14 protein-coding genes are annotated in these 17,357 nt (G+C 47.5%); 4 read left to right on the plus strand and 10 right to left on the minus strand.

Going from position 1 to position 17,357, the window contains the following annotated elements:
* The first annotated feature begins 9 nt into the window (after positions 1 to 9).
* On the plus strand, positions 10 to 1,041 hold the full coding sequence (locus EBS36_02885; GenBank protein ID NBU32100.1) for a ParB/RepB/Spo0J family partition protein: 1,032 nt from the start codon (positions 10 to 12) through the stop codon (positions 1,039 to 1,041).
* Positions 1,042 to 1,172: 131 nt separating this feature from the next.
* Here the strand turns inward: EBS36_02885 and EBS36_02890 are convergent, their stop codons facing one another.
* From EBS36_02890 to EBS36_02915, 6 genes are all read right to left on the minus strand, one after another.
* Positions 1,173 to 2,249 carry an N-acetylmuramoyl-L-alanine amidase gene (locus tag EBS36_02890; GenBank protein ID NBU32101.1) on the minus strand — a complete coding sequence of 359 codons (1,077 nt, stop codon included), beginning with the start codon at positions 2,247 to 2,249 and terminating at the stop codon, positions 1,173 to 1,175.
* Between the two features lie 7 nt (positions 2,250 to 2,256).
* Positions 2,257 to 2,580: a thioredoxin gene (gene trxA / locus EBS36_02895; protein NBU32102.1), complete on the minus strand. Its 324-nt coding sequence runs from the start codon at positions 2,578 to 2,580 to the stop codon at positions 2,257 to 2,259.
* A gap of 57 nt (positions 2,581 to 2,637) precedes the next feature.
* The gene (trxB, locus tag EBS36_02900) at positions 2,638 to 3,573 is read right to left on the minus strand and encodes a thioredoxin-disulfide reductase (protein NBU32103.1); all 936 of its coding nucleotides are present in this window, start codon (positions 3,571 to 3,573) and stop codon (positions 2,638 to 2,640) included.
* A gap of 74 nt (positions 3,574 to 3,647) precedes the next feature.
* Positions 3,648 to 5,135 (minus strand): hypothetical protein, encoded by a 1,488-nt coding sequence (locus EBS36_02905; GenBank protein NBU32104.1) that lies wholly within the window; start codon positions 5,133 to 5,135, stop codon positions 3,648 to 3,650.
* A 2-nt stretch (positions 5,136 to 5,137) separates the two neighbouring features.
* Positions 5,138 to 6,757: a murein biosynthesis integral membrane protein MurJ gene (gene murJ, locus EBS36_02910; protein ID NBU32105.1), complete on the minus strand. Its 1,620-nt coding sequence runs from the start codon at positions 6,755 to 6,757 to the stop codon at positions 5,138 to 5,140.
* Between the two features lie 46 nt (positions 6,758 to 6,803).
* Positions 6,804 to 8,678: a hypothetical protein gene (locus tag EBS36_02915; GenBank protein NBU32106.1), complete on the minus strand. Its 1,875-nt coding sequence runs from the start codon at positions 8,676 to 8,678 to the stop codon at positions 6,804 to 6,806.
* 92 nt (positions 8,679 to 8,770) lie between these two features.
* Between EBS36_02915 and EBS36_02920 the strand changes: the two genes are divergently transcribed.
* Positions 8,771 to 10,210 (plus strand): CCA tRNA nucleotidyltransferase, encoded by a 1,440-nt coding sequence (locus EBS36_02920; protein ID NBU32107.1) that lies wholly within the window; start codon positions 8,771 to 8,773, stop codon positions 10,208 to 10,210.
* Here the strand turns inward: EBS36_02920 and EBS36_02925 are convergent.
* The 3 genes from EBS36_02925 to EBS36_02935 all read right to left on the minus strand — a co-directional run bounded on the left by EBS36_02925 (position 10,207) and on the right by EBS36_02935 (position 13,390).
* On the minus strand, positions 10,207 to 11,523 hold the full coding sequence (locus EBS36_02925; GenBank protein ID NBU32108.1) for an MFS transporter: 1,317 nt from the start codon (positions 11,521 to 11,523) through the stop codon (positions 10,207 to 10,209). The genes EBS36_02920 and EBS36_02925 overlap by 4 nt on opposite strands.
* A gap of 126 nt (positions 11,524 to 11,649) precedes the next feature.
* Positions 11,650 to 12,723 carry an inositol-3-phosphate synthase gene (locus EBS36_02930; GenBank protein NBU32109.1) on the minus strand — a complete coding sequence of 358 codons (1,074 nt, stop codon included), beginning with the start codon at positions 12,721 to 12,723 and terminating at the stop codon, positions 11,650 to 11,652.
* A gap of 13 nt (positions 12,724 to 12,736) precedes the next feature.
* A complete protein-coding gene (locus EBS36_02935; protein ID NBU32110.1) occupies positions 12,737 to 13,390 on the minus strand; it encodes a PadR family transcriptional regulator in 654 nt (217 codons plus the stop codon).
* Between the two features lie 170 nt (positions 13,391 to 13,560).
* Between EBS36_02935 and EBS36_02940 the strand changes: the two genes are divergently transcribed.
* Together EBS36_02940 and EBS36_02945 are read left to right on the plus strand one after the other, a co-directional pair.
* Positions 13,561 to 13,974 (plus strand): hypothetical protein, encoded by a 414-nt coding sequence (locus EBS36_02940; GenBank protein ID NBU32111.1) that lies wholly within the window; start codon positions 13,561 to 13,563, stop codon positions 13,972 to 13,974.
* A gap of 4 nt (positions 13,975 to 13,978) precedes the next feature.
* On the plus strand, positions 13,979 to 16,237 hold the full coding sequence (locus tag EBS36_02945; protein NBU32112.1) for a penicillin-binding protein: 2,259 nt from the start codon (positions 13,979 to 13,981) through the stop codon (positions 16,235 to 16,237).
* Here the strand turns inward: EBS36_02945 and EBS36_02950 are convergent, their stop codons facing one another.
* Positions 16,238 to 17,356 carry an alanine racemase gene (locus tag EBS36_02950; protein NBU32113.1) on the minus strand — a complete coding sequence of 373 codons (1,119 nt, stop codon included), beginning with the start codon at positions 17,354 to 17,356 and terminating at the stop codon, positions 16,238 to 16,240. It lies immediately after the preceding gene.
* Between the last annotated feature and the right edge of the window lies 1 nt (position 17,357).

Genomic DNA, 17,357 nt, shown 5'->3' on the forward strand with positions numbered 1-17,357 from the left:
GGAAAACTAATGGCAAAACGACAAAGTCTTGGGCGAGGTCTTGGCGCGCTGATACCGGATGTTTCACGTGAAACAACTCACTCAGCCACAGCTAAGAAGTCTGATGCGGGCAGCCCAAAGCCAGCAAAAGCGTCTAAATCTGTGACACAAAAAGCTGCAAACTCAAAGGAGACGGAGTTAAGCGGTACAAAAAATGCTGATGCCATGTCAGTAGCTGGCCTTACTTTGGTGGAGCTACCAATCCGAAAGATTGTGCCAAACCCGGCTCAGCCGCGAAAGCATTTTGATGAAGATGCCTTGTCTGAGCTGGTCCACTCAATTGAGGAAATCGGCTTGCTACAACCTATTGTTGTGCGGGCCACGCCTGAAGGCTACGAACTAGTTGCTGGCGAACGTCGCTTACGGGCTAGTAAAAAGGCCGGCTTAAAAACTATTCCGGCTTTGGTGCGAGAGACCGCAGACGACCAAATGCTGCGCGATGCCTTATTGGAGAATCTGCACCGCTCCCAACTAACTCCGTTAGAAGAAGCTGCCGCTTATCAGCAACTGCTAGAGGACTTCGGTTGTACACAAGAAGAGTTGGCTAGCAGATTGGGTCGGTCGCGCCCGCAAATCTCTAACACCTTGCGCTTGATGAATTTGCCACCGACGGTGCAACGCCGGGTAGCAGCAGGGGTTATTTCTGCTGGCCATGCCAGGGCATTGCTTGGTCTCAAAGACGCAGCGGCAATTGAGAAGCTTGCGGCTCGCATTGTGGCAGAGGGACTGTCGGTTCGAACGGTTGAAGAGATAGTTGCCGTTGGCTTAACAGATAGCGAACCTGCCAGCAAGAGACCGCAAAGTAAGGGAACGCTTAGTGCCCCAGGACTTGCTGAACTGAGTCAGCGAATGACAGATCGGTTGGACACCCGCGTCACGGTTATGGTCGGCCAGAAACGAGGAAAAGTGGTAATTGAATTCGCCACCCTTGAAGATCTGCGCCGCATTGTGGAAATCATTGATCCACCAACCCGGGGAATGTTTGGTGAACCTCTACTTTAGGGTTTTGCACAGGTGAACAACCTGTGGAGAAGTAAATAATTGTGACCCACATCACATTTATTTGAGTGCTTAACCTCAGTCACCCTCCCCAAAGCAAAATCTTTGGTGCGCCTGCAGAAAAACCGGTTCAGTTAGCCAATTCGTACGGCAAGAACTCGGCCGATCGAGACTGCTAGCGCACTAGAAATAGCGTCTCGCTGCTGTGCATTACTGAGGATCTCACTATCTCGCACATTCGAGGCATAACCCAAATCAATCTGTACAGCCGGCATCTTGGTCAATCGTAATAAATCCCATGTGCGGGCATGGGTCCGACAATCTTTCAGAGCTGTGCGATTGGCGATCTCTTGTTGCACGGTCTCAGCCAGACGCGCACCCATCGCTGAACGAGAGAGATTGTGGCCAAAAAATGAGGTAGCGATTCCATTTGCTTGAGCATCTGGGCAGACATCGAGATGTAGCGAAACTACTAGATCTACTTTTTGATCATTGGCTAATCGAGCACAGTCCTGCTCATCAGGCCGTGCAGAATTCTGCGCACGGGAAAGGATTACTAAACTCCCAGCCGCAGCGAGCCGGCCTTCGAGTCGAGTAGCGATGTCCCAACAGATTTCGCCTATCGTTAAGTTGCTTCCTGCCAGTGGTGTAGCACTGTCACTAATGTCAAGCAAAATACTCGCGGACTCAATAGTGTGTTGCGCCTCGAGCGCAGCCAAATCTCGCAGATGCTCTTGACTACCCCCGGTAACTGTGCGGGCTAACCGAGCGAAAGCAGCAAATACCGCGGGACCACAAGTGCCATCATCAGACAATCCAACACTTCGCTGAAACTCACGAACTGCGCGGTCCGTTTGTGGACCAAAGACACCATCAAGTCGATCAAGATGAAAACCGAGCTCTTGTAATTTGTGTTGTAAGGTCGCAACATCTTCACCATGAATCATTTTTCCGGGCATGTAGGTAAGAATCCGATCCCCGAGAATCCAATGAGCTTCTTCGAGTCGGCGATAAGTTTGTGGACCAATAATTCCATCAATAGTCAACCCGCGTGATTGCTGAAAAATTCGCACGGCTTCAAGCAGTTGGTCATCAAAGACTTCGGACGGGTGAGTACCCTGATCAGAAAGCAATCCAAGACGCGATAGGCGTTGTCGGATCTCTACTACAACTGGATCGACGTCACCATTTCGCAGTGAAACGGTAATCATTGTGAATTTAGATATGTTCAGCTAACTCAGCAAGCAGAACAGACTTCGGTTTCGCGCCGATAATCTGCTTGACCAGCTGGCCATCTTTGTAAAGATTCAAAGTCGGAATCGAAGTGATTCCACTGTTTGCTGCAATAGCTGGATTCTCATCTACATCTATCTTTGCAATTACCAACTTGTCTGATAGCTCAGCAGCAAGTTCATCAAGAATCGGAGCCACCTGCTTACACGGTCCGCACCAGGTAGCCCAAAAATCAACCAATACCGGCTTGCTATTGGCAAGAACCGTCTCTGCAAATGTGGCATCGGTTACTTGTACTGTTGCACCCATGTTTTTCTCCTTAAGGTGGTCTTCGCTCACTCAAGCATAGAGTGTGACGAGCCGAGTTTAGCCTTTGTGTGCCAAATAACGTTCGGCATCTAGTGCTGCTGCACAGCCTGAACCGGCAGCAGTAATCGCCTGGCGATAAGTGTGGTCAACTAAGTCCCCGGCGGCAAATACGCCCGCTAAATTTGTGGCGGTCGAATTTGGCTTCGTCAAAACATACCCTTGATCATCTAGATCAACTTGCCCTTTAACCAATTCGGAGCGGGGATCGTGACCAATAGCAACAAAGAGCCCAGTAACTGGTAACTCGGATGTTACTCCTGTATTTGTGTCTCGGAGCGTAACTCCAGTCAACTTTCCTTCGCCGTGGATCTCGGCTACTTCACTATTCCAGGCAAATTTAATTTTCGGATCATTATGCGCGCGTTGCGCCATAATTTTACTTGCCCGCAGCTCGCCACGGCGATGAATCAGGGTAACGCTATCGGCAAATCGAGTCAGGAAGGTTGCTTCTTCAATCGCTGAGTCGCCACCACCAACTACAGCAATGTTTTGTCCACGGAAAAAGAATCCATCACAAGTTGCGCACCAAGAGACACCATGACCCGAGAGAGCTTTCTCATTTGGTAAACCAAGTTCGCGATATCCAGACCCAGTAGCCAAAATTATGGCGTGACTTTGGCGGTGCTTGCCTGAACTATCTGTTACCGTTTTGATTTCACCGACCAGATCTACCGAAGTAACATCATCAGTTATAAACCGCGCGCCGAATCTTTCTGCCTGGGCGCGCATATTCTCCATTAGCGCAGGACCCATGATTCCTTCTGGAAAGCCCGGAAAGTTCTCAACCTCGGTAGTGTTCATTAGTGCACCACCGGCGGTAACGGCACCTTCAAAGACAATCGGATTGAGTTGCGCCCGAGCAGCATAAATTGCCGCCGTATATCCACATGGACCAGAGCCAATGATGATTACCTGGGCTACTTCGTTATCCATAAGAGTCCTTACTATGTGTACTTGCTTTGATTAGTTTACGCAGTCGGGCGTCTAGGCAGTTGACTAAGTATCAGTTACAACCCGATCTTGACTTCAGCTATTCCACCAACCAAGCTGCCGAACTGATTTCTCGGAAGTTTAGTAAGCCAAATTAGAACATAGCGCCCCGTTACTTTTTGGGATGAACTGAAATTATGCACTTGATCGGCATTGCTCACTGTTGCAAGCACGGTTGCTTTAGCAGTATCTGGCTCTGGGTCATCGGAAATAAAAACAGTTCCACTGTGTGCCGGAGAGGAAAATGTAACTTCTACTTGGCGGATGTTCGTCCGTTTGCCCAAGTCAACCACTAATCCCACACCCGACTTTTGCGACCAGCTATTTGTGAAATACGGGATTGTCTCCCAGGCCGTTTCTAAATCACCATCGATTGCAAATTTGGCTAGTTTTGGATTTTCCGCACCGTCACCAAATGGGTCATAATCTCTGGCATCGACCGGAGTTGCGTAAATAGTTGGCCAGACATCAGCACTTGCTGACGGCGTAGCCGAAAGTGTATTTGACTGAGTAGGAGAACTAGTTGGTGTCGCGGCAACGGCAGGCCTGCTCGGCAGACTTGCAGGGGTATTCAAAAAATTGTGAGTCATTAGTTGCCAGCCCAGCCAACCGAACAAGTATGTGCCAACAATCGCTAATGCAACTGCTCTAAGTCGATGCGGCCTAGGAATGTCCTTGCCATGCCAATTAACTTCATGTCCGGTCCAGCGATTTACCGCTGACCTTAGGTCCTCAAGCAAGGAGGCATTTGCGAGAGAAATTTCGTGGATTAACTCAGCTGTTGAAGTAATGCTGCCATCTTGTGTTTTTTCATAGAGCCGATCGATTGCTTCGCCAACCCCATTTCGTTGTTGACTTGGCAAAGTCAAGGTTCGATTCTCCAAGATTTCAGCGCCGGGCAGTGCGCCAATTGGCCCCGATGGCCAAGTAGCGGTCACCATCGCAAAAAGCAGATCGCCAATCCCCGCAATATCAGTAATTTTGCTTTTCCCATCAACGCCAAACAGCGCGCCGTCGATGCCAAAGCCGGTTACTCGGATCTCGCCTGCGTCATTTAGATAGATATTTCTCGGCCGTAATCTGCCATGAATAAGACCAAGCTCATGCATCGCGCCGATAGCCAATGTCGCTTGGGTCAGAATGCGAAGCGCCTCTTTGGTGGAAAGCGGCTCCAGATTTTTACCTACGATGTGGTCAATCGTCTGGCCATCAACCCATTCCGTTACTACGCCTAAATATGGTTCAGTTTCATCTATGGTTCGAACTCCAAATACAAAATCCCGCTCAACAATATCCAAAATTGCAACCGCATTTCTACCGCTGTTGACGGCCGCTGCTTTGGCATGAACCAGCAGCGGCATAGCTCTCGGATCTTTATGTGGTAGCAATACGATGCAGACTACTCGCTGCAACGAATTATCTATTGCCCGCCAAAGTAGGGCATTATGGCTTGAATTTATTTGGACATCCAAGGAGTAGCGATCAGTGAAAGTCCGAGCTGCCATCCTTAGTCCTTGCTCAAAATACGCTTTTTGATTTGAAGTATGATGTCATTCACCTCAGAGATGCGCATCAACTTTGCCAACGCCACATAACTTACCGCAAATAAAACGGTAAACACTGACAGTTGGACGAAGGAAGCGAAGGATTTTCCATCAGTAACCAGATTGATAGTAAGCAGCCAGCTAGTAGCTCCACTTAGTGCGGCACCCACCAAAGTACGGGCAAGTAGCTGAACTAATTTTCCAGATGGCACAGTTTTAAATCGTCTAGTCACCCGATACCAGGTAATAACGCAAATCACCAGGTAGGCAATTGAGTAGGCGACTGCCAGGCTTAGTACTTTGTATTTGTCAGGTACGGTGAAAAAAAGTGTTAAGCCGATACCCATGTGCAGCACATTAAACCCAAGATTTAGCAGGAATGGGGTTTTGGTATTTTCCTGAGCGTAGTAGGTGCGTAGTAGTACATAAAATATTGAGAAAGCGGGTAATCCCAAAGCAAACATGCTTGAGATATAACCAACCGCCGCTCCTTGCTCGCTACTTGCAGCGCCATGCCCATACATAATCACACCGATTTGGCTGCCCATGAAAACCAGAATTATTGCTGCTGGAATTACGAATGTGATCACATTGCGAAGTGCTATCGCAAGCTCTGAACCAAATTCAGACAGATTTTCGTCATGTGAATGTTTGCTAAGCCGTGGAAGTAGTGCGGTAATTATTGAAACGGTAATTATTGAATGAGGCAGCATCATCATTAGTTGCCCCTTTTGATAAGAGGTAAAGCCAATCGCAACCTGTGCATTCTGCTGCGCCACGACGTTGGCGTAAGTGGTCAGTTTGGAAATGATCAGGAACGAAATTTGATTTACGAAAACAAAGCCAATGGTCCAAACTGCCAGATCACCGAGTTTGCCAAGTCCAGTATTTCGGAAATCAAAACGAGGAGTGTAGGAATAACCGCTCTTAGTTAAAGCCGGAATTAAAATAACCGCTTGGGCAACTACGCCGAGCGTTGTTCCTGCTCCAAGCAGTGCTAGCTGTCCATTAGATACCGTAATCGTTGAGGGCATTTTGTCTGTTATCGCCATGAACCCGCTTGCACTCAAAATGACAATGAAATTATTTACTATCGGGGCAAACATCGGAAGTTTGAAAACATCCCGCGCATTTAATATTTGTGACTCAAGGGTATAGATCCCATAAAAGATTATTTGCGGGATACACCAGATGGCGAATATGACTGCTACATGAAAGTCTTTACTGGTCCAGCTATTAGTTGCATACAAATGAACAATTAGCGCCGATGTAGCAAGTGCAATAGTAACTATGACTAGCAACAAAATGCCGACAAGAGTTAAGAGTCGATCCGTAAACATCTTCCCGTTATCAGAATCATCCGTCATGTGCCGAACCAGCGCGGGGATAAAGACTGCATTTATTGCGCCGCCAGCAATCAGAATGTAAATGATATTAGGCAAACTATTTGCCACCGAGTAAGTGTCTGAGAAAACTCCGGTACCGATTGCTGCTACCAGAGCAATGTCGCGACCGACGCCAGTGATTCGGCTAAGTAGCGTGCCGAGCGCCATTCCTGATGTGTTTCCTAGCCCAATGGACATCGAGTCACCCTAACTCTGGTTTTGTGGACGCAAGTCATCGTTAAAGTTATCGCGACTTACCACCACGTCGCTTTCGCGCAGCATTCACGATGGCAAAAAGTAGCAACAGCCCACAAGCTCCCCACACCAGAGTACGTGCCAAAGATTGGTAACTAGAGGAGGTTAAATAGATTTCTTGACTAATGTTTAATTTTTTATCAACTGAATTAAGCAAGTTAACGGTCACTGGAACACTTCCGGTGCCTTGCAACTTAACTGGCACAGATACTGTTACTCGCTGGTTATTTGGCACCGAGATCAAGTCAGTAGTAACCGACTGAAATTGAGAGCTTGACGCACTTGTCAACTGGGCCTTTACCTGAATTGGGTATCCAGATTTATTAGCGATTGTCAGTGGGATGTCAGTTGATTGGCTGGCAAAAGAAATCCTGGTAGAGGTTTGTATTGCTATGTTGCGCCGAATCTGGTTCAGGTAGGACTGGTTGACTTTGAGGAAATAATTGGCATGTCTGGGTTTTGCGAAAGTTTCCGAAAAACTGCGCAGTCGAGCAGATTCGAATCCTGCGACAAATCCTTCATTCTCAATCGCTGCCCCAAGCACTTTTGCCCCACGAACGAGTTTGTTGGCACTTTTGAGCAACCCTTTAGAAAACGGATTTTGTTTGCCTGCCACATAACCCGCATCGGTACTCAAACCATCGGAGGTTTGAGAAAGTGCGACGATCTGCGCCCACCGGCTATTGGTCAAAGAATTTGAAATGCGCTGAAGTTCTCCTGATTCTGGGTGCCAGAATGGCGGAGTTAAAATCGCGATTGTCCGCCCTTGGAATGGCGCTTCGGCTGTAATCATCGCAGTATGTGCCAATATGCAGTTGAGCCGTCGGTCACTACTTAGTTGGCTGAAGCATCGCGAAGTTTCCGCATCATAAATAATCCCTGGCAGGCCATTAACGCTAGCTCGTGCAGCTGAGGTAGTAATTCCAGTCCCGGCAATAAAGGTATTTGAAAGCACAGGTGTAATGTTTCCAAAATCTTTTAAACTAGCCAGCGTCTCGGCATTCAATTGGCCGAATCTGGGCAAGTAATAGAGATTTCGTTTGGCAGAAAACTTACTGAGCCGCAATACCGTTCCGATGTCGCCCGGACTGTTTTTGAATAGTGCCTGCAAATTCGTGTGATTGTAGATCTGAGTCTGAGCTCCTGGAGTGATTTTGGCTAATTTGCCTGCTACCTCATCTACCGCTGGCTTTAGGGCTGAATTCTTTAGGTCGGTTAGCCAGTTATCAACTCCGGGATCCTTTAGAAAAGTGATGTTTGACGGTGCTGGATCTAGCAGCGAGTTTAAGCGAACCAAACTGCGAGCATCCTGATTTATGGATCTAGTTGTGCCATTTGCAAGGTGAGTATTCTGAATTGAAAGCTGGGTTAGGAAAACTACTTTTGTCTTGACTAGATCATTCGGGCCATAAAACCAAGGTTGTACATGATTCGCTTGCAGATTTGTTCCCCGGATCAGAATGCCAAATACATAAACGCCATTAGCTGGCGAGCCCAGCACCTTTTCCCCGTTGAATGAAATACTCCAAGGCGTTCGAGACCCTGTTGCCTGCTTTGCTATTTTCGTAGTCACTTCTGGATGGACTTGTCCGCGATTTAGATTCGGGCTCTTTAGTGTTGCTAAAAGTTCTGAACGCGTTTTTAGTGGGCCATAGGTGACTAAATCCAAATTAGCGCTACCAGTTCGATCCGAAGTCGTAAAAGTTCCCGCCATTCGTACGGCATGGGTATTGGATATAGCTTTTGTAACCCGCACGGAATCAATCTGAATAGCGCCCGCATCTGCTCGTGCGAAATTAATGGGAATAAATAAGGAGATAACCATGAAAAGTGCAATAGTCAGGCTTGCGAGCGCCAACCGCACGGACGGATGTCGTTGATAATCGCTCACTCCCCAAGAATACTTGGCGTGCATGGTATGCCATTGCTTGCGCAACATTTAGGCTAGGAAGCGCGATGAATCAATCACCCGAACTTATTGCCACTTCGGTGGTGACCCAGGCATTGGCAAAAATGCCTGAAGTTATTGAGTTTGGTGAATTATTTGCACAGGCTGGTTATGAATGCGCTTTAGTCGGTGGACCGGTTAGAGACCTACTTTTAGGTCGGCCGATAAAAGATTTAGATTTCACAACGAATGCTACCCCAGAACAAATGCAAGAGTTTTTAACTCCATGGGCACACACTCTGTGGGATATCGGCATAGAGTTCGGCACACTTGGGGTTCGCCGAGACTCATTTATGGCAGAGGTAACTACATATCGATCTGAACAATACGACGAGACTAGCCGAAAGCCAATCGTTTCATTTGGCACTGACTTAGCAGACGATTTACTTCGCCGAGATTTCACGATTAACGCAATGGCGGTACGAATACCAAGTCTTGAGTTTGTCGATTTATTTGATGGAACGAGCGACTTGGTGCGCAAATTAATCCGTACCCCGCGAGCAGCTGAACTTTCCTTTTCCGACGATCCACTGCGAATGATGCGGGCAGCAAGATTTGCCAGCCAACTTGGCTTTACCCCAGTGGCTGATGTAATTATCGCGGCAACTGAAATGTCAGACCGGATCAAAATTATTTCTGCCGAACGAATCTGCGATGAACTTTCCAAATTAATTCTGGGCGCCAATCCAGTTGCAGGCTTAGAAATTCTCGATGGGACTAACTTGGCAGATCACTTCTTGCCCGAACTCCCGGCACTACAACTTGAAATCGATGAGCACCATCGACACAAAGATGTTTATGAGCACAGCTTGAAAGTTCTACAGCAAGTTATCGAGTTAGAAACCACCCATGAACCGACTTGTGAGCCGGATTTGGTTCTGCGTTTGGCTGCTCTTCTACACGATATTGGCAAACCGAAAACTCGCAAATTCGAATCAGGTGGAGGAGTCAGTTTCCACCACCACGAAGTAGTTGGTGCCAAGCTTGCCCGCAAGCGGCTAGTTGCTCTTCGTTATCCAAATGATGTCATCGACTCAGTTTGCAAATTGATTTCGCTGCATTTGCGCTTTCATGGGTACGGTTCGGGACAATGGACCGACTCAGCGGTGCGTCGTTATGTCCGTGATGCTGGCGAGGAGTTGACCCGCTTGCACAAACTAACCAGAGCAGACTGCACAACTCGAAATCAACGGCGTGCTCTTATTCTGGCCAGTACTTATGACGATCTTGAGCAACGCATAGCCGTACTGTCTGAACAAGAAGAATTGAATTCTATGCGCCCAGATTTGGATGGCACTCAGATCATGGAGATATTGGGGATTGCGCCAGGGCCAATTGTTGGCAAGGCCTACAATTACCTACTTAACTGCCGTCTCGATGATGGGCCAATTGAATACGATGAAGCTGTCAAAAAGTTGCGTACTTGGTGGGCTGAACAAGGAAACTAGACCTCTTGTGGTTCAGCCTTTAGTTCACGGACAAAGATCGCACAAACAATGAAAGTGGATGCAATTACCAAACTCGTTAATAGCTTTTCATCCTGTAGCCGAGGCGTTAAAGCAAATACCGTAATGCCGAGTACCAATGAACCATTGAGAAGCATGTCAAAAATCGAGAACACACGTCCACGCCAAACATCGTCAAGTGTTGCCTGAATGGTCGTATCGGCGTTTATTTTCAGAAACTGCCCAGTAAGCGCAATGACAAAAGCGGCTATGCATACCGAGACCAGAGAGGCAGCTTGAATAGCAATAAAAATTATTGGCAAACAAGCAATACAAGTAATGATGCTTGCTAACCGCAAGTGCGCTTGGCGCATAACTCGATGTCCTTCGTGATCAGGTTCGGAAAGCAGTAGTGCGCTGATAATCGCTGCAACAAAACCACCGAGTGCTGCGCTACCTGCACATGCCCCAAAGTCTGAAATGGAGTTCGTTACCTTGCCACTTGTGCTCCAACTAGTTCGCGACAAAATCAACGCGTAAATAGTAGTAATGCCAAATGCGAAACGCTGCAACGCAGCAGCGAAAATGCTACGCCGCGCGTTAGTCACCTTACGAAGAATTTTGATGCCGGCATAAAGTTCGCTAACCGAAGCTCTTAATGGATTTGTTGATTCACTCAATTTTCCGTGCGGTCCCAGAACCGTTCGTGGTTTAATCCGAGTTGCGGACAGACTCGCAACAATTGTGCAGGCACCACCAGCCAAAATAAGTGTGGCATTTGCTCTATCTGTAGCACCAAAAATTCTTTGCCCGCCGATACCAATCGCGGCAGCTATCGCTGCACTAGTTGTGCCCAGGGTGGGAAAAATCGCATTTGCGGTAACCAGGTGTGCTTTAGTTACAACATGCGGAACGCTTGCTGCCAGACAAGCCTGAATGAAGCGAGTAGCACCAAGACTGGTCAACACCAGTGCGGCTAACAGAAAGTTTTGTCCATGGTTTACGACCACCAAGCAGATAGCGAGCATTAAGCCAGCGCGTAACAAGTTTGCCCAGAACAAGATCTGTTGCCGAGACCACTTATCAATATAAATACCAACAAATGGGCCAACTATTGAATAAGGAAGTAACAGAATGCCAAAAGCAACAGCAATTCCAATTGCACTGTTCTGTCGTTCTGGGGAAAAGAGAATAAAAGAAGTTAGGGCAGTCTGCAAAAGACCATCACCGGACTGCCCACTAATGCGGACCAAAAGCAATAAGCGCGCGTTGCGAAGTTTGAATATCCGAACAATTCGCTTTATTGCTTCAGTCATTTAATTATTGCCACCGGCTTATCCTTGAGTATTTTTAGCGTACCGCTTAATCGGAAAAATCAGCAGACAAAGCGAATGGGACCTAGTTGCGTTACTAGGTCCCATTCTTAAGTTAAGGAGATTTAGTTATGCAGTGCCGTTGATGAACGCTTCAACTTCTAGACGGCATTTTGTATCGTCGTATTGAACTGGTGGGCTTTTCATAAAGTAGCTGGAAGCTGACAAGATCGGTCCGCCGATTCCGCGATCTTTTGCAATCTTTGCGGCCCGAATAGCGTCAATGATGACACCAGCTGAATTTGGTGAATCCCAAACTTCTAACTTGTATTCAAGGTTTAGTGGAACATCACCGAAGGCACGGCCTTCTAGGCGGACGAATGCCCACTTGCGATCATCTAACCAAGCAACATAGTCGCTCGGTCCAATGTGAACATTTCGGTCAGCAATGTCATGGGAAAGTTGAGATGTGACGGACTGAGTCTTCGAAATCTTTTTTGATTCAAGACGATCGCGTTCCAACATGTTCATAAAGTCCATGTTTCCACCAACATTTAGCTGGTAGGTGCGGTCGACAATGACGCCACGATCTTCAAATAGTTTCGCCAGCACGCGGTGAGTAATTGTCGCACCAACCTGGCTCTTGATGTCATCGCCAACAATTGGAACGCCAGCTGCAGTGAACTTATCAGCCCACTCCTTGGTGCTGGCAATAAATACTGGCAGTGCGTTAACAAAAGCTACGCCTGCATCAATTGCACACTGTGCGTAAAACTTTGCGGCTTCTTCTGAGCCAACGGGCAAGTAGCAAACCAGTACATCAGCACCAGAGTCTTTCAATGCCTGAACCACGTCAACAGGAGCATCATCTGACTCAACTACCATTTCTTTGTAGTACTTGCCTAGACCGTCAAGAGTGACACCGCGCTGAACGCTAACACCAGTTGGTGGAACATCAGCAAACTTGATGGTGTTGTTTTCGCTGGCGTGGATCGCAGATGCTAAATCCTGGCCAACCTTCTTTGCATCGACATCAAATGCAGCCACAAACTTAACGTCGCTGATGTGATAGGGGCCGAACTGAACATGCATCAGTCCGGGAACTTGTGCCTTCGGGTCGGCATCTTTGTAATACTCAACCCCTTGCACTAATGATGAGGCGCAGTTTCCTACACCTACTATTGCTACCTTTACTTCACTCACTGGATTTGTCTCCTTAACTTTCAGTGATTGTTCTTGCTGTTTTTCTTTGCTTACTCGAATTACTTCGAGAAGATTCTTGGGCGCTGGCTTCTTCGCGGGCAATGAGTTCGTTTAACCATCGGACTTCGCGTTCTAGTGCATCAAGACCGTGCTGTTGTAATTCCAGGGTGTAAGTATCTAGACGCTCGCGACCCTTGGCTAAGTTCTGTTGCAGTTGATCGAGGCGCTCTTCAATACGGCTGCGACGCCCTTGCAAAATATGGATTCGGGTACCGCTTTCGGTCTGACTAAAAAGTGACATGCGAATCGCAAAAAGTTCATCATCCCAAGCGCCTGGTCCATTGTCAGAAACCATTTCGGTTAACGAGGTTTGTCCAGATTGGGTCAAGGTGTAAACAATTCGAGTGCGTTTGCGATATGGACTATCTGGATTTTCATCTTGTTCGGTAATCAGTCCCCGCTCAACTAGCGACTTTAATGTTGGGTACAAAGCCCCGTAGGAAATAGTGTTAAAAAGTCCGAAAACTGAGACCAAACGCTTGCGCAACTCGTAGCCATGTGCCGGGTTTTCCGCCAGTACGCCAAGCACAGCAAGTTCTAAAGCTGCAGAACGTTTGGCCACGGAATTCCTTAATTTCAGTCTTTTTGATGTATCAAAATGATACATTTAAATGATACAAGAAGAGACGATGGACACCAACTCGAAACGTAGCTTCGGCGTGTGGGCATTAGAGTAACTGTGTGGCAAAGTCCGGAAATTCCTCATCCATCAAGGGTTATCGCCTAGGTGGCGGAGTCACTGCGCCACCGCGACAAATTCCCTATCCTGCCCAAGAGGTGGCGGATCCGACCGAACCCCGAAATGTCTTAGATTATGTTCTTGCCCGCCGAGCGGTGCTAGAAGAATTAAAGCGCAATGCGTTGATGGCAGAAAGCCTTTGTGATGCAGATCCTTATTTACTGCGAGCTGCCAAATATCATGGCGAGAAGACTGACCGACAGTGTCCGATTTGTCGCAAAGCGCAGTTAGTGCATGTCACATATATCTATGGTGATGATTTGGGTTACATGTCTGGCCGGGTAAAAACCTCTCCAGAACTTCCAGTCTTAGCTCATGAATTTGGTCACTTCCTGGTCTATGTTGTTGAGGTTTGCGAACGCTGCGAGTGGAATCATCTCTACATCTCTTATGCGCTCGGTGACGGTAAACCACGCCCAATCCCGAAAAAGCCTAGAGATGTGTTGGAATAGATAAGTGATTAATTACCCGAGGCGAGGTCGCACTGGACTGCGTCGATGGATTCCATCTTGGAAATTAATTTTCGGGCTAGGTTTCACTGGACTGCTACTAGGGTTTTTAGCCCTTTTTCTTGCAGTTCGGTTTACGCCAGTGCCATCAGCAAACTCGCTAGCTCAATCACAAACTGCAATTTTTTACTACGACGATGGCCAAACTGAGATTGGTCGTATCGGTTCTACTAATCGTATTTCAGTTGCAATCGACAAAGTGCCGCTGATTACTCAGCACGCAGTGTTAGCCGCTGAAGATCGTGGCTTCTATCAACATGGTGGAGTTTCATATCGTGGTATTGCTCGTGCCCTGTACAACAACTTGAAAGGATCGGCAGAGCAAGGTGGCTCTACGATTACTCAGCAGTATGCAAAGAATGCTTACCTAACCCAAAGTCGAACTATCACTCGGAAAGTCAAAGAATTAATTCTGGCCATCAAAATTGAAAGCTCAGTAAGTAAAGACAAAATCTTGGAAGACTACTTAAATACCATTTATTTTGGTCGTGGCGCTTACGGGATTGAAACTGCTGCAAATCAATACTTTGGGGAAGACACGAACCAGTTGACGATTGCGCAGTCAGCGATGTTGGCAGCAATCATTCAGGCCCCGAATGGATTAGCTCCGGAGTCAAATATGTCGGGTTTGAAGGCGAGGTGGAATTATGTCCTCGATGGCATGGTCACTCAAGGTTGGCTTGCAAAAGCAAAACGCGATGAACTCAAATTTCCAAAAATCCGCAAATACTCCCTGCCCAATGCATTCGCTGGCCCGAATGGATTTTTATTAGAGCAAGCTCGGCAAGCGCTCTACAAGCAGGGGGTAACAGAGGATGAGTTAAACCGAGCTGGCTATAGAGTGACAACTACTTTTAATAAGCAGGCGCAGGACGCCGCGATTGCAGCGGTAAAACAGCAAGCTCCTACATTCGGCAACAAGGGCCTGCGGATTGGCTTAGCCTCTGTCCGACCTGGCACTGGCGAAGTTGTTGCGATTTATGGTGGAGCAGATTACCTGAACGATCAGTTGAATAATGCAACCCAAGCAATTGGCCAAGCCGGCTCAACCTTCAAGCCATATACCTTGGCCTCTGCATTCGAAAATGGTTTCACATTAAATTCGCAATTCAGCGGACGTAATGGCACATATGTTCGCAACTATAAAGTTACTAATTATGGCGGCGAGTCATGGAAAGGAAAGATTACACTCCTGACCGCAACCGAACACTCAGTAAATTCCGCTTTCGTACAATGTGCTGATCGGGTGGGCACCGATAATGTTCTGGACGCTGTTAAGCGTGCCGGCGTGCCAGAAGACACAGCAGGATTGAATTCGGGACTGACTTTAACTTTGGGTACGGCCAGCCCGCATGTAGTGGACCAAGCTGCAGGTTATGCAACATTTGCCGCAAGCGGCTTGCAGGCCGAAGTGGGTTACATAAAGAAGATCATCGATCTATCGGGGAACACGGTTTTTGAATTTAAACCGAAAACAACCCAGGCTTTCAGCGCTCCGGTTGCCGATACCGTTACTTATGCGTTGCAGAAGGTAGTGCAGGTGGGCACTGGTTTTGCGGCTCGTGCTCTAGGCCGACCAGCAGCTGGTAAAACTGGAACCACCAATGACAACATGTCCGCTTGGTTTGCTGGTTACACTCCCGAATTAGCCACAGCGGTAATGCTCGTTAAAGATAATGAAAACGGAATGCCGATCTCCCTTTCTGGTACTGGCGGGATGTCTAGTGTTACTGGTGGCTCCTTCCCAGCTCGAATTTGGACTGCATACATGAAGGGCGCACTCGCAGGTCTACCAGTGACCCAATTCCCACCGTTACCGAAAGGACCACTTTCGACACTCAAGCCCGGCCAGTCGCCGACGGCAAATGTATGGGTAACTGCTGTACCTTCTGCATCGGTAACTTCCACCGCACTCCCAGAGGACACTTTCACCAGCGGGCCTAGTGCCAGCGCAAGTACAACCCCAACCCCAGTAAATAAAAATGATGCATTCTTGCCTGATGTCACCAACTCAGCAACTGGAGCAGTTCTAGATTCAGCGGCTAGCCAGCTGCTATCCGCTTTAGGTTTTTATCCAGTGTTATCACCGATTGATGGTACCGATCCCGCACTGCCGGTATATGTAATCAGTCAATCACCCGTTGGCAATACTTTCATTCGAAAAGGCTCAACGGTAGTACTCACTACTTCAAATATTGCACCCTAATTATTCCCAAATAACTGCGTCGAAGCTCGCTGTCGTATTTCGTACATTGCAATTAATTTGGTCGCCAACTTTGAGACCCAGATTGTCGGCCCACAACATAGATACTTGCATGTGTGGCGGTTCAACAAAATTCAGATTCTGACCATTTAGCGAAAATGGTGAACGAACTTTTCCAACTGCTTGCGCGATACCTTCAACAATTGCAATTCCACGTTTGCGCAAATTTGTCGCAGGAATCGGCGCTGCAAGCGCTACCCCATGAGCAGTTCCACCACTTACTACAGCTACTTGTTTCCCGCCGGAGTTCTGTTGGTAGCCAGCCTTGTCAGTCGAACTCAAGTGGTGAATTGCTAGCACAGTTCCGGTAACTGTCAGAGCCTTCTCAGCTCCTAGCCATAGCGATGTACCTAACCTGATCCGCAGTTGGACATCTGGGCATTCGCGCCTTACTGCTGCAACTTCACTTGGGCTTAGATGCGAAATCATGACTGAGAGAGGGCCTGAATCTATTTCAGCAACTTCTCTTAACCAGGAGATTAGTCCAAGAACTTCTCTAACTTTATTTGAGTAAGTATTTACACTTTGCGTCTCAAATTTGACCAAGCTAGAAAGATTAGATTGCGCTATGGGCAAGTGTAAGGAAAAACCTGCGATAGATATTTGATTTTCAAACTGTTTAGTCAAAGTTGCAATTTGGGACACAGTAAGACCGAAGCGATTCATTGAAGTTCTGACTTCAAGCCAAACTTGCTTCAAGCCAAATTCTTTCAGCTGGCCAATATCCGTACCTGCAATAACTGCAACTAACCGATCGGCATGAGTTGTAAGCAGCTTCTTCCATTCAAGTAACGCAAATTGGTCTGCCCCAAGAATCGGCTCAAGCACAATTACTGTGCCCGAGAATCCTTCGAGTAATTCCTCGGCCTCCCAAATGGTCCCAACACAAACCTGCTCAAGGCCAAGACTTGTCACTTCGCCAGCCAGTAATGAGCGCCCGAATCCGTAGCCGTTACCTTTTATTACTGGAATAACATCTGCACCAGCGTCACTATTTTGGGCTAGCACGTTAGCCAAGTGTGTTCGGAATTGCTGCGCGTTAATGGTTAATGTAAAAGTCATT

Source organism: Actinomycetota bacterium (assembly GCA_009923495.1).
Taxonomy (GTDB): Bacteria; Actinomycetota; Actinomycetes; order S36-B12; family UBA5976; genus UBA5976.

Bases quoted from the DNA above. Each gene is read 5' to 3' on its own strand.
- EBS36_02885 (NBU32100.1), top strand. From the start codon at position 10: ATGGCAAAACGACAAAGTCTTGGGCGAGGTCTTGGCGCGCTGATACCG.
- EBS36_02890 (NBU32101.1), bottom strand. From the start codon at position 2,249: ATGATTACCGTTTCACTGCGAAATGGTGACGTCGATCCAGTTGTAGTA.
- trxA (NBU32102.1), bottom strand. From the start codon at position 2,580: ATGGGTGCAACAGTACAAGTAACCGATGCCACATTTGCAGAGACGGTT.
- trxB (NBU32103.1), bottom strand. From the start codon at position 3,573: ATGGATAACGAAGTAGCCCAGGTAATCATCATTGGCTCTGGTCCATGT.
- EBS36_02905 (NBU32104.1), bottom strand. From the start codon at position 5,135: ATGGCAGCTCGGACTTTCACTGATCGCTACTCCTTGGATGTCCAAATA.
- murJ (NBU32105.1), bottom strand. From the start codon at position 6,757: ATGTCCATTGGGCTAGGAAACACATCAGGAATGGCGCTCGGCACGCTA.
- EBS36_02920 (NBU32107.1), top strand. From the start codon at position 8,771: ATGAATCAATCACCCGAACTTATTGCCACTTCGGTGGTGACCCAGGCA.
- EBS36_02925 (NBU32108.1), bottom strand. From the start codon at position 11,523: ATGACTGAAGCAATAAAGCGAATTGTTCGGATATTCAAACTTCGCAAC.
- EBS36_02935 (NBU32110.1), bottom strand. From the start codon at position 13,390: ATGTATCATTTTGATACATCAAAAAGACTGAAATTAAGGAATTCCGTG.
- EBS36_02950 (NBU32113.1), bottom strand. From the start codon at position 17,356: ATGACTTTTACATTAACCATTAACGCGCAGCAATTCCGAACACACTTG.